General features: G+C 67.5%; 11 protein-coding genes. 10 read left to right on the top strand and 1 reads right to left on the bottom strand.

Annotated features, from left to right (window positions below; all coding sequences use genetic code 11):
- Positions 1 to 68 precede the first annotated feature (68 nt).
- Positions 69 to 2,039, top strand: a complete 1,971-nt coding sequence (gene thrS / locus VFZ97_11090; GenBank protein ID HEX6393980.1) for a threonine--tRNA ligase — start codon at positions 69 to 71, stop codon at positions 2,037 to 2,039.
- The gene (locus VFZ97_11085) at positions 2,036 to 2,560 is read left to right on the top strand and encodes an HIT domain-containing protein (GenBank protein ID HEX6393979.1); all 525 of its coding nucleotides are present in this window, start codon (positions 2,036 to 2,038) and stop codon (positions 2,558 to 2,560) included. The genes thrS and VFZ97_11085 overlap by 4 nt, the downstream gene beginning before the upstream one ends.
- Before the next feature lie 245 nt (positions 2,561 to 2,805).
- Here the strand turns inward: VFZ97_11085 and fusA are convergent, their stop codons facing one another.
- Positions 2,806 to 4,872, bottom strand: a complete 2,067-nt coding sequence (gene fusA / locus VFZ97_11080) for an elongation factor G (protein ID HEX6393978.1) — start codon at positions 4,870 to 4,872, stop codon at positions 2,806 to 2,808.
- Positions 4,873 to 5,022: 150 nt separating this feature from the next.
- Here fusA and VFZ97_11075 point away from each other — a divergent pair, with 150 nt between their 5' ends.
- The 8 genes from VFZ97_11075 (at position 5,023) to VFZ97_11040 (ending at position 12,419) form a co-directional block, all read left to right on the top strand.
- Complete coding sequence (locus VFZ97_11075) at positions 5,023 to 5,985, top strand: CDP-alcohol phosphatidyltransferase family protein (protein HEX6393977.1); 963 nt, start codon at positions 5,023 to 5,025, stop codon at positions 5,983 to 5,985.
- Positions 5,986 to 6,054: 69 nt separating this feature from the next.
- The gene (locus VFZ97_11070; protein ID HEX6393976.1) at positions 6,055 to 7,023 is read left to right on the top strand and encodes a phosphatidylinositol mannoside acyltransferase; all 969 of its coding nucleotides are present in this window, start codon (positions 6,055 to 6,057) and stop codon (positions 7,021 to 7,023) included.
- A gap of 9 nt (positions 7,024 to 7,032) precedes the next feature.
- On the top strand, positions 7,033 to 8,154 hold the full coding sequence (locus tag VFZ97_11065) for a glycosyltransferase family 4 protein (protein HEX6393975.1): 1,122 nt from the start codon (positions 7,033 to 7,035) through the stop codon (positions 8,152 to 8,154).
- A 29-nt stretch (positions 8,155 to 8,183) separates the two neighbouring features.
- The gene (locus VFZ97_11060) at positions 8,184 to 8,912 is read left to right on the top strand and encodes a M48 family metalloprotease (protein HEX6393974.1); all 729 of its coding nucleotides are present in this window, start codon (positions 8,184 to 8,186) and stop codon (positions 8,910 to 8,912) included.
- Between the two features lie 20 nt (positions 8,913 to 8,932).
- On the top strand, positions 8,933 to 10,021 hold the full coding sequence (locus tag VFZ97_11055) for a DUF3048 domain-containing protein (GenBank protein HEX6393973.1): 1,089 nt from the start codon (positions 8,933 to 8,935) through the stop codon (positions 10,019 to 10,021).
- A gap of 53 nt (positions 10,022 to 10,074) precedes the next feature.
- Positions 10,075 to 10,971, top strand: a complete 897-nt coding sequence (gene pdxS / locus VFZ97_11050) for a pyridoxal 5'-phosphate synthase lyase subunit PdxS (protein HEX6393972.1) — start codon at positions 10,075 to 10,077, stop codon at positions 10,969 to 10,971.
- A gap of 44 nt (positions 10,972 to 11,015) precedes the next feature.
- On the top strand, positions 11,016 to 11,630 hold the full coding sequence (pdxT, locus tag VFZ97_11045) for a pyridoxal 5'-phosphate synthase glutaminase subunit PdxT (protein HEX6393971.1): 615 nt from the start codon (positions 11,016 to 11,018) through the stop codon (positions 11,628 to 11,630).
- Between the two features lie 24 nt (positions 11,631 to 11,654).
- Positions 11,655 to 12,419, top strand: a complete 765-nt coding sequence (locus VFZ97_11040) for a YebC/PmpR family DNA-binding transcriptional regulator (protein HEX6393970.1) — start codon at positions 11,655 to 11,657, stop codon at positions 12,417 to 12,419.

The raw sequence follows: 12,419 nt of genomic DNA, 5'->3' as shown, positions 1-12,419 counted from the left end.
AAGGCTCAGATCGAACCCGATGGAAACAGACCGGTACTCACCAGCCGCTCCCGTAATCTCGTGAGGCCATGGCCGACCAGATAACAGTCACCCTTCCCGACGGTTCCTCAAAAGAGTTGCCCGCCGGCTCCACGGGCGCCGACCTGGCCGCATCCATCGGGCGCGGGCTGGCCAAGGCGGCGGTGGCAGTAGAGATCGATGGAGCCGAAGCCGACCTCAACCGGCCTCTCAAGAACGGCGACCACCTCTCCGTCATCACCGATAGCACCGAGGCCGGCCGCCACGTCTTGCGCCACTCCACCGCTCACGTCCTCGCGCAAGCGGTGACGGACCTTTGGCCCGGGGCGAAATACGCGATCGGCCCGCCGATCGAGGACGGCTTCTACTACGACTTCGAACTTCCCGGTGGAGCGCACTTCAGCGCTGACGACCTCGAGAGGATCGATCAACGGATGCGCGAGATCATCAAGGAAGATCAGCCATTCGTCCGCGAGGAGCACAGCGTCGACGAGGGGCTCGAGATCTTCGCCGATCAGCCCTACAAGCGCGAGATCATCGAAGCGGTCGACCCGGCCGACGCCGAGGAGGGCGTGAGCGCCAGCGCAGTCTCTGCGTACCGCAACAACGAGAAGTTCGTCGACCTCTGCCGCGGTCCTCACGTCCCGTCGACCGGGCGGCTCGGCAACTTCAAGCTCATGAAGGTTGCCGCGGCGTACTGGCGCGGGGACGAGAAAAGGCCCCAACTCCAGCGCATCTACGGCACCGCCTGGGAGTCGAAGGCCGCGCTCGAGGACCACTTGCACCGCCTCGAGGAAGCCGAGAAGCGTGACCACCGCCGGCTGGGCGCAGAACTCGACCTGTTCCACTTCCCGCCCGAAATCGGCGGCGGGCTGCCGGTGTTCCATCCGAAGGGCGGGCTCATCCGAAAGCTGATGGAGGACTACAGCCGGGAGGAGCACGAGAAGGCCGGCTACCAGTTCGTCTGGACGCCTCACCTCGCCAAGTCCAACCTTTATGAAACCTCCGGCCACCTCGCCTGGTACAAGGACGGCATGTACCCCCCAATGGAAATGGAGGGTGCCACCTACTACCTCAAGCCGATGAACTGCCCGATGCACATCCTGATCTACAAGGCGCGCCAGCATTCCTACCGCGAGCTGCCGATCAGGTTGTTCGAGTTCGGGACCGTGTACCGGTTCGAACGTTCCGGAGTGCTCAACGGTCTCCTCCGCGTCCGGGGGATAACCCAGGACGACTCCCACATCTTCTGCACCCCGGAGCAGCTCGCGCCGGAGCTCGCCGATCTGCTCGCGTTCGTCCTTCGCATCCTCCGCGCTTTTGGTCTCACCGAGTTCGAGGCGGAGCTGGCGACGCGCCCGGAGAAGTTCGTCGGCGAGCCGGAGGAGTGGGACATCGCCACCGATGCTCTCCGCCACGCGCTCGGAGCCGCGGAAATCCCGTACGTCGTCGCCGAGGGCGAGGGGGCTTTCTACGCGCCGAAGATCGACGTGCACGTGCGCGACGCGATCGGACGGCGCTGGCAGGTTTCCACCCTGCAGGTCGACCTCCAGGAACCGCAGCGGTTCGACATGGAGTACGTCGGCGCCGACAATGCCCGGCACCGGCCGTACATGATCCACCGCGCGCTGTTCGGATCGATAGAGCGCTTCTTTGGCATCCTCATCGAGCACTTCGCCGGCGCGCTGCCGACGTGGTTGTCACCGGTGCAGGTCTCGGTCCTGCCGGTGCGCGACGACCACGAGGAGTACGCGGCGGAGGTTGCTGCAGCCCTCCGTTCCGCCGGCCTGAGAGTCGAGGTCCTGCCTGCCGACGAGCCGCTCAACGGGCGGGTTCGCAAAGCGAAGCTGGAGAAGATCCCGTACGTGCTCGTGGTCGGCGACGAGGATGTCGCTGCGCGCACTGTGGGCGTGAATTCGAGGGACAAAGAACGGCCGGATCGCGGCGTGCCCCTCGATGCCTTTCTGTCCTCGGTGGTTGCCGAGGTCGAGGCGCACGGCTTGTCGCCCTCCTCAACGTGAGCTCGCTCGAGCGGCTGTGGGCCGGTTGGCGCAGCGAGTACATCGAATCGGTCAGCGGAAAGCCGGCGGGCAAAAGCGAACCGGACGACTGCGTCTTCTGCAGGATCCTCAACAGCGGCGAGCCCGACGAGGTGACCCACATCATGTGGCGACACCCCGGAGGGCTGGCGTTCGCGATCCTCAACGCCTATCCGTACTCGACCGGCCACCTGATGGTGATGCCGACCCGCCACGTCGGCGAACTCGAGGCTCTCACCGTCGAAGAATCCGCCGCCTTATGGCAAGGACTCAGCCAATCGGTCGTCGCATTGAAGACCGCCTACGGCCCTGACGGCTTGAACGTCGGCGCGAACCTGGGACGCTCCGCCGGCGCCGGCGTTCCGGGGCACTTCCACATCCATGCGCTTCCCCGCTGGTATGGCGATACGAACTTCATGACCTCGGTAGCCGACGCCCGGGTTCTCCCAGAGGCGTTGCCGGTGACCGCCAAGAAGGTGCGGGAGGCCTGGCCCAGAGCCTGAGTCGGGTCGAGGTCCGATCCGCGACACATCGGCCGGACGTCCCCTTCGGGAAAACGATCCGGCCCATGCGCTGCGACCGCCCTCGACCCCCGCCGGCTTTGTGCCCGCTCGTTTCTCTGGGACATTTGGTTTCTCCGGTGCAACCGCGACATCAGCACGTCGTTTTGTCTCGCAGAACTCATTCGTACCGGAAAAAACGAGGCGACCTCGGGTTGCCGAGTCACCGAGAAAGTAAGGCTCGCGGCTCAGCCCGACGACGCCGTATCCCGCGACACCGCGCCCCACAGGTTCTGGGGCAGCACGTCGTAGTGGTCGTGCTCGGCGGAGAAGCGCCCCCTCCCGCCGGTCATCGAGCGCAAGTCGATGGAGTAGCGAAGGATCTCCGACGTCGGGACGAGGGCGGTGATGATCGACTCCCCGTCGTTGCCGGATTCAGTTCCCTGCACCCGACCACGCCGGCTGTTGAGGTCGCCCATCACGTCACCCTGATAGGCGTTCGGAACCGTGACCTCCACCTTGGAGATCGGCTCGAGGATGACAGGGCCGGCTTTTTCCATCGCCTCCCGAAAACCAAGCGACCCAGCCATCTTGAAGCTCATCTCCGACGAGTCGACCGAGTGGAACTTCCCGTCGAAGAGGGTGACCTTCACATCCATGACCGGCCAGCCGTGGACGCCGCCCGACGCCATCGCCTCTTCGATTCCCTTCTGGACGGCAGGGATGAACTGGCGGGGGATCGCGCCGCCGACAATCTGGTCGACGAACTCGAACCCCGAGCCGCGGTCGAGCGGTTCCATCCTGATGTTGGCGACACCGAACTGGCCGTGCCCGCCGGTCTGCTTCTTGTACTTGCCTTCGGCCTCGGCTTGTTTGGTGATCGACTCCCGGTAAGGGACGATCACGGGCTCGGTCTCGACCTCGACCCCGAACTTCCGGGACAGCCGTTCGGTCGCGATACCCAGGTGGGTCTCGCCCATCCCGCCGAGCAACGTCTGGTGGGTCTCGTCGTCACGGCGGACCGAGAGCACCGGATCCTCCTCCTGCAGGCGGTGGAGGGCCGTCATCAACTTGTCCTCGTCGCCCTTGGACTTCGGCCGGATGCCGATGGTGATCACCGGTTCAGGCGCCGGCGGATGAAGCACGCTTACCGGAGTGCCCTTTGGCGCAAGGGTGTCGCCGGTCTCGACGTCGGCCAGCTTGGCGACGGCGCCGATGTCTCCGACGGGGAGGTGGTCGACCGGGATCTGCTCCTTTCCCCGAAGGGTGAACGGGGCGTGAAGCCGTTCGTCGGAGTGGGTCCTCGAGTTGACCAAGGTGTCGTCGGGCATGATCTTGCCGGACAGCACCTTGAACAGGCTGATCTTGCCGACGTGACGATCGGCGATCGTCTTCCAGACCCAGGCCAGTGGTTGCCCGCCGTCGGTCGGCGTGACCTCGGTCGTCTTGTCTCCGGCCTGGACGGTGATCGGACGACCGTCGAGCGGCGAGGGCCCGATCTCGCAGATGAACGTGGCTAGACGGTCGACGGCGATCTCCTTGGCCGCCGACCCGCAAACTACGGGGAAGACCTGACCTGATGCGACGCCGTGAGCCAGCGTCTCCTCGAGCTGCTTGACCGTTGGTATCTCGCCCTCGAGGTACTTCTCCATGAGCTCGTCGTCGGCCACGACGATCCCCTCCACGAGGGCGTCGTGAACCGAATGCTCGGTCACCGCCATCTCGTCGGGAATCGCCCCCGTGGTCGCCTTCCCGCCGTCGTAGGTGATCGCCGTGTCGGACAACAGATCGGCCACTCCCGAGAACGACGCCTCCTCACCGATCGGCAGTTCGAGCGGGGCAACGCCGGCGCCGAAGATCTCGCGCAGCTGATCGAGCGTTCTGTCGAACGACGCGCGCTCCCGGTCGAGCTTGTTGACGAAGACCATGCGCGGCAACCCCAGCCCGGCCGCGGCCTTCCACATCACCTCGGTCTGGACCTCGACGCCCTCGACCGCGCTGACGACGAAGACCGCCATGTCCGCCACCCGCAACGCAGCCAGCGCCTCTTGGGCGAAGTCGGCGTAGCCCGGGCAGTCGAGGATGTTGATCTTGTGGCCCTCCCATTCGATCGGGGCGACGGACACCGAAATGGACAGGGCCCGTTTCTGTTCCTCCGGCTCGAAATCGGAGACCGTCGAACCGTCCTCCACCCGCCCCGGTCGGCCGATGGCGCCGGCGCAGTGCAGCAGCGCCTCGGTGAGGGTGGTCTTGCCGGCGCCGCCGTGGCCGACCAACGCAACGTTGCGGATCGCAGCCGGTGGGTAGGCCTTCAATGGTCCTCCTCCCTGGGTGTCCGGCCCCCGCCGGCTACCGCTTGAACAGCCAGAGTAACCGCCGCCGGTGGTAGCCTGAAGTGGAGGAACGGCCCGGAGCCGGGGAGTCGCCCCGTTCTTTTGGACCGGTGTTTCAGGAGCCGACAGCGAGTGTTCGACGGACGATTCCGTTCGGGCGTTGACCGGGCGGTACAGCCCGTGGGTGGCGCCCTCCAGCGGACGGGTGCTTCGCCCGACCATCTGACAGGGCTCGGGCTCCTTCTGGCGATTCCCGCAGCGTGGGCAATTGCTTCCGGCCGGCTCGGCTTGGGGCTTGGCCTCCTGATCGCCTCGGCGGTCCCGGACCTGCTCGACGGCGCGGTCGCCAAGGCGTCAGGAAGGTCGAGCGTTCGCGGCGCGTTCTTCGACTCCGTCGCCGACAGGGTGACCGACACGCTGATCCTCGGGGCGCTGGCTTGGTACCTGCTCGACCATCATCGGGGGCATGTCGCCCTGCTGCCGTTTGCGATTCTCGGCACTTCCTTCCTGATCTCATACGAGAGGGCGAAGGCCGAGGCGCTGGGCTACCAGGCGAAGGGCGGCCTGATGGAACGGGCGGAGCGCGTGGTGGTGACCTGTGCGGCGCTGGCGTTCAGCTTTGTGATGGTTCCGTTGTTGTGGCTGATGCTGGCGCTGACGTCGGTGACCGCGATCCAGCGTTTCGTGAAGGTGTGGCGGCAGGCGACGGCTGCTGGCGACGGGCCACCGCCGGCGGAGCGGCCGATCCTCGTCCGCCGGGCGAGCTACTTCCACGGTGCGCGCAGCCGAGAGGGGCGCGAGGGCCGAGAGGGGCGGGAGGGCGGCGAGGGCCGCGAAGGCCGCGAAGGCCGCGAGGGCGAGATCACCGCCGTGGGAGCACGCTGGCGTGCGTGGAGAGAGGCGAACACCCGGGCGGCACGGTCCGATCGACCGACGCTTTGGGCTCGCTACACAGAGACGTCTCGCCCGGGTAGCGCGACCTCACGCTGGCACGAGCGCCGCCAGGCCCGCTTGGCGCGCCGGGGCCGCATTCCGTACGACCAGACCGACGCGTCGTCGCCGGCCCGCCGCGGCAGCGGCCCGCGCCGGCCCTGAGTGGCGGACCCGGGGCAGCCGCGCCACCCAATCCAGCCGATCCGGCCGATCGAGCCGACGGGCTAACCGATGAGCAACACGCTTCGCGCCTTCAAGGCCGGCGCCCTTGCCGCCAAGGCTCTGCCCACACCCGTCGCCGCCATGATCGCCCGCACCGCGGGGGTGACTGCGGCCAGGATCCCGCCGGCGCCGGGCCGCCTCGGTGGCATGGCCCGCAGGCGTGCGATCGTCACCAAGCATCTCGAGCGGGTGTACGGGCGGCCGCTGGGGCGGATCGAAAGGGTGCGGCTCGTCGACCAGGTCTTCGCCTACTACGCCCGTTACTGGGCCGAGAGTCTCGAGCTGCCGTCGCTGAGCGTCGACCAGGTCGCCGCGGGCATCCGCTACGACAACCTTCCCGGCATTCTCAACGGGCTCGACGCGGGCAAAGGGGTCATCCTCGCCCTGCCCCATCTCGGCGGGTGGGAGTGGGCGGGAACCCACCTGGCCCAGTACGGCCTGAAAATGAACGTCGTCGTCGAGCCGCTCCAGCCCCCAGACGTGTTCGAGTGGTTCGTATCCTTCCGGGAGTCGCTCGGCATGAAGGTGATCCCGGTGGGGCCGCAGGCCGCGTCCCAGTGCGCCGCGGCGCTGGCCGACAACGGAGTGCTTTGCCTGCTCTGTGACCGCGTCGTCGGAGGCGTCGCCGGCGTGGAGGTCGAGTTCTTCGGAGAACGGACCCTGCTCCCCGGCGGCCCCGCCACGCTCGCACTCCGGACCGGGGCGGCACTCATCCCGGCCGGCGTCTTCTTCGACGGCCGCTCGCACGGTCACCTCGGCGTGGTCAGACCGGCGCTGCCGCTGAAGCGCACCGGGCGACTCCGAGGCGACGTGACCGCGGGCACCCAGCTGCTGGCGGCGGAGCTCGAAGGGCTGGTTCGGCGGGCGCCGTCCCAGTGGCACCTGATGCAGCCCAACTGGCCCAGCGACCCGGGGTTCACGCCCCCCGGCCGGGCCGCGCCGGAGAGCTCCGCGAGCGACACGCATTTGGTGAAGTAGCCTCTAACGGTGCGGATCGGACTGGTCTGCCCGTACAGCCTGAGCCTTCCCGGCGGCGTGCAGGGGCAGGTTCTCGGTCTGGGCAGAGCGCTCCGGCGGCTGGGCATCGACGCCAGGATCCTCGCGCCCTGCGACGGCCCCCCGCCGGACACGGCCGTCACCCCGCTCGGCAACTCCATTCCGACCGCCTCCAACGGTTCGATGGCTGCGATCGCCCCTGACCCTTCCGCCGCGCTCCGGACCATCCGGGCGCTGCGCGACGAGCAGTTCGACGTGGTTCACATCCACGAGCCGCTCGCACCCGGCCCGACTCTGACGGCTCTGCTGTTCAACTACGGAACGATGGTCGGCACTTTTCACCGCTCCGGCGACAGCGGCTGGTACGAGGTGCTCAAACCGCTGATCCGTTGGCGGGCCAACCACCTCACCATCCGGGCGGCCGTCTCCGAGGAGGCCCTCGACACCGCTCAACGGGCGCTCGGCGGCACCTACGAGCTGGTCTGGAACGGCATTGACATCGACCTCTACCAGGGAGCCAAGCCCTGGCCCAGCGAGGACAACGTCGTGATGTTCGTGGGACGGCACGAGCCTCGCAAGGGTCTGGCCGTGCTCATCGAAGCGATGCGCCTGGTCGGCCCCGACGTGAAGGTATGGATCGCCGGCGAAGGCCCCGAAACCGCACGGCTTCGCCATGCGACTGCATCTGAACCGAGATTCGAATGGCTGGGCATGATCAGCGAGCAGGAAAAAATCCGGCGGATGCGTGCAGCCGACGTTCTCTGCGCTCCCTCGCTGCACGGCGAGAGCTTCGGGGTCATCCTGCTCGAGGGCATGGCAGCAGGGACTCCGGTCGTAGCGAGTGAATTGCAGGGTTACCGGCGGGTCGCCCGCCCGGGTGTTGACGCTCTCACCGCGCCTCCCGGCGACGCTGAGGCCCTCGCCGGCGCTCTGAGGATCGCGCTCGACGGCGGGCCGGACATCAAGAACATGGTGGAAAACGGGTTGGAGAGATCCGCCCAGTTCTCGCTCGACAGCCTCGCGGAGCACTACGCCAACATGTACGCCAGGGCTCTCGCGGCTGCGACCGGCACGACCGGGGGTGTCCACCGCCGGAGGCGACGGCTCCTCTAGCATTCATCGCTTATGGACCGGGCGGGCCCGTGAACTCTTCTTCGGCCAGGGTGGCGCGTATCACAGCGGGTTTCGCCGCGGCGCCGGCCGTGGCGCTGGCGCTGGTCGCCTGGGTGGCGGGCGGCCTTGTCGCCGCCGCAGTCGTGTTCGTGGTTGTCGCTGGAGCCCTGACCTGGTGGGCCCTGACGTGGGGCGACCGGCGGGTGGCTGCCACGTTGTCGTCGCTAGGCGCCCGAGAGGCCGACCCTGTCCGCGACGCTCGGCTGGCGAACATGGTGGAGGGGCTCAGCATGAACGCGGGTGTGCGCCAGCCCCGACTGCTCGTGGTCGAAGCCGCAGGCCTGAACGCGCTGGCAGCCGGAACAAGCGCTTCTAAGGCCGTGGTCGCGGTCACCAGCGGTCTCCTGGCCGAGCTGGACCGAATCGAGCTCGAAGCGGTGCTCGCCGAGGCGATGAGCCAGATCCGCCGTGGTGACACGGTCGCGCCAACGGTGGCGGTGGCGACTTTCGGGCTCGGCCGCCGCCTGGCGATTGCCAGCGATCGCGACGCCCTCGCCGATCAAGCGGCGGTTACCCTGACGAGGTACCCGCCGGCGTTGGCTTCGGCGCTCGAAAAGGTCGAGGCCAAGGGTTGGGAGGTCCCGGGGCAGCCTGCATACATGGCTTCGCTCTGGCTGGCCGATCCACGTCCTGGGGTGCCCCAAGACGCCGGGCGGTTGCCGCTCAGCGAACGAATCGAGGCTCTGCGCGAGCTGTGAACGAACGGAAGTAGTAGTTGATGTCTTCGAAGTCGACGAGCACCGGTCTTGGCAAGCGCGGGCGCAACGCACGCATGGCGGGTTTGGCGGCCGGCGCGGCCGGCGTGTCCCTGCTCGCAGGGTGCGGAGGGCACCACGTCAAGGCGGCACCGCCCACCACCACCTCAACGACGGTCCCCGCCACCACGACCACGACTGTCCCGCCGGTGTACCCACTGACCGGGCTGCCCGCATCGGACGCCAACCAGATGCAAGCCTCGGCCGTCCTGGTGAAGATCGACAACATCGACCAGGCCCGTCCCCAAACTGGCATCGCCGCGGCAGACGTCGTGTATGAGGAAGAAGTGGAAGGCGGGCTCACCCGTCTCGCCGCCATCTTCCAGTCGAGCTACCCGACCACGGTCGGGCCGGTCCGCTCAGGCCGGCTCACCGACGAGGGCATCGGCGACGACCTGAACCACCCCGTCTACGTCATGTCGGGCACCAACGCGGTGTTCCTGCCCCAGCTTCGTGCGCAGCCGTGGACCGACGTCGACGGCAACAACCACGGCGAGCAGTTCTACCGCGGTGCGGGGATCGCCCCCCACAACGAGTACACCAACGTCGCGTCGGTCGCCAAGCTCGACTCGGTCCATCAGCCGCCGTCCCCGCTGTTCCAGTACCGATCGGCTGGAACGCCGATGACCGGCGCCGGCGCAGCGTCCGCCAGCCACTTGGGGATCGGTTTGCCCGGGGCCTCCGTCACGTGGGACTTCAACCCTCAGTCGGGGTTGTGGATGCGCGGTCAGAACGGCACCGCAGATGTTGATTCGACGCGCACCCAACTCGCAGCGCCGAACGTGGTCGTGCTGTTCGTCAACTACTTCACATCAGGGATAGTCGCCGGAGAAGGAGTCGGGCCCCAGCCGATCCCGGCGGCGATCATGACCGGCACCGGTCAAGCGTGGGTCCTGAGCGGCAACCAGGTCGTCAAGGGGACCTGGAATCGCTCGAGCATCAACACCCAGGCGGTCTACACCGACAGCGCCGGCCAGGCGATCACGCTCCTCCCCGGGAAGACTTGGGTCGAGCTGCTTCCGATCGGCAACGTCCCAGCCCTGAACCCCTGATGCCTGCGTAATCCCACCGGCCTCCGACCCGTGCCGCCGTAGACTTGAGTCGTATGGCAGCCACCGACAACACCCGTCGCACCGGAACCGATCTTGTTAAGCGCGGCCTGGCCGAAATGCTGCGAGGCGGCGTGATCATGGACGTCGTCACCGCCGAGCAGGCAAAGATCGCCGAGGACGCCGGCGCGGTTGCAGTCATGGCGCTGGAGCGGGTCCCGGCCGACATTCGCCGCGACGGGGGAGTGGCGCGCATGAGCGACCCCGCCCTGATCGAGGGGATCAAGTCGGCTGTGACCATCCCGGTCATGGCCAAGGCTCGGATCGGCCATTTCGCGGAGGCTCAGGTGCTCGAGGCTCTCGGCGTGGACTACGTCGACGAGAGCGAGGTGCTCACGCCCGCGGATGAGGCGCACCACATCGACAAATGGAAGTTCACTATTCCGTTCGTCTGCGGCGCCACCAACCTCGGTGAGGCGCTGCGCCGGATTTCCGAGGGCGCCGCGATGATCCGGTCCAAGGGAGAGGCGGGGACGGGCGACATCAAGGAGGCGGTGCGGCATCTCCGCTCGATCCGCGGCGACATCAACAAGATCACCCAGGCCGACTCGGCGGAGGTCTACGGCTGGGCCAAGCAGCTCCAGGCGCCGGTGACGTTGGTGCAGGAGCTGGCGGAGACGGGAAGCCTGCCGGTGCCTTTGTTCTGCGCCGGCGGGATCGCCACGCCGGCGGATGCGGCGCTGGTCATGCAGCTCGGGGCGGAGGCTTGCTTCGTTGGTAGCGGGATCTTCAAGAGCTCCGACCCGCCGCGCTTCGCCCGCGCGATCGTCGAGGCGACCACCCACTACAAGGACCCGCAGATCGTGGCCAAGGTGAGTCGCGGCCTCGGCGACGCCATGCGCGGGCAGGAGGCCAACGAGGTCGAGACCCGGCTGTCCGAGCGGGGCTGGTAGCCGGCGGCGCGGGTAAAATAGCGCGGTGCGAAAGGTCCCCCCAGGTGAACGTTGCGGCGTCACGCCCCGAGCGGGTCGGGATCCTCGCGCTCCAAGGCGACGTCCGTGAGCATGCCCGGTCGGTCGCCGAGCTCGGTTCTGTACCGGTAGAGGTCCGGACCCCTGGCGACCTCGGGAAGGTCGACGCCCTCATCCTGCCCGGGGGTGAGTCGACGACCATGTCGCTTCTCCTCGAGTCTTCCGGCTTGCTCGAGCCGGTCCGCGAGCGCTTGCAGCTCGGGATGCCGGCCTTCGGCACATGCGCGGGAATGATCCTCCTAGCGTCTGAGGTCGTGGACGGCCGAGCGGACCAGCGCTGTTTCGGCGCTATCGACATCGGCGTGAGGCGGAACGCGTTCGGCCGCCAGGTGGACTCGTTCGAGACCGAGCTCGACGTTCAGGGTTTCGATCGACCGCTGCACGCGGTGTTCATCCGGGCGCCCATAGTCGAATGGGTCGGTCCGGATGTCGAGGTCCTCGCCACAGTCACGGGCAAAGACGGCCAAGAGCGGCCGGTCGTGTGCCGCCAAGGGCCGGTGATCGTGGCGGCGTTCCATCCTGAGTTGTCGGGCGATCTGAGGCTGCACCAGGAATTCCTGGCCGCCCCGATGCCCTGTTAGGCCGGCAAGGAGGCGATTCGAGCGATGTCAGGTCACAGCAAGTGGGCGACCATCAAGCACAAGAAGGGCGCAGCGGACAAGGCGCGGGGGAAGTTGTTCGCCAAGCTGATCCGCCAGGTTGAAGTTGCTGCCCGGGAGGGAGGCGGGGACCCGGATGCGAACCCGACCCTGCGAACGATGTTCCAGAAGGCGCGTGAAGCATCGGTGCCGATGGACACCATCGAGCGGGCCATCAAGCGCGGCACGGGCGAGCTGGAAGGCGTCCGGTACGAGCAGGTGTCGTACGAGGGTTACGCGCCCCACGGCGTTGCGGTGATCGTCGAGTGCCTCACCGACAACCGCAATCGAACCGGTTCCGACATCCGGTCGATCTTCTCGAAGCACGGCGGCTCGATGGCGGAACCGGGCGCGGTGTCGTGGCAGTTCGAGCGAAGGGGCGTGATGCTCGTCGCCAAGAAGGGGACGTCCGGTGAGGTGACCGAAGACGACCTGATGCTCGCTGCACTCGACGCGGGTGCCGAGGACATCACCGACGCCGGCGATCAGTGGCAGGTCACCACCCAACCGCACGATCTCCCGGCGGTCCGAAGCGCGGTAGAAGGAGCAGGAATGTCGGTTGACTCGGCCGACGTCACGCTGGTCTCGACCACGAGCGTGCCGCTCGAGAGCGAGGGCGACGCCCGCCAGGTGCTGCGTGTCATCGATCTCCTCGAAGACCACGACGACGTGCAGAACGTGTACGCGAATTTCGACATTCCGGATCGCATACTCGAACTCGTAGAGGCCTAG

Source organism: Acidimicrobiales bacterium (assembly GCA_036378675.1).
Classification (GTDB): Bacteria; Actinomycetota; Acidimicrobiia; order Acidimicrobiales; family Palsa-688; genus DASUWA01.
Note: the sequence above shows the minus strand (reverse complement) of the source record. Positions and strands in the feature narration are given on the sequence as shown.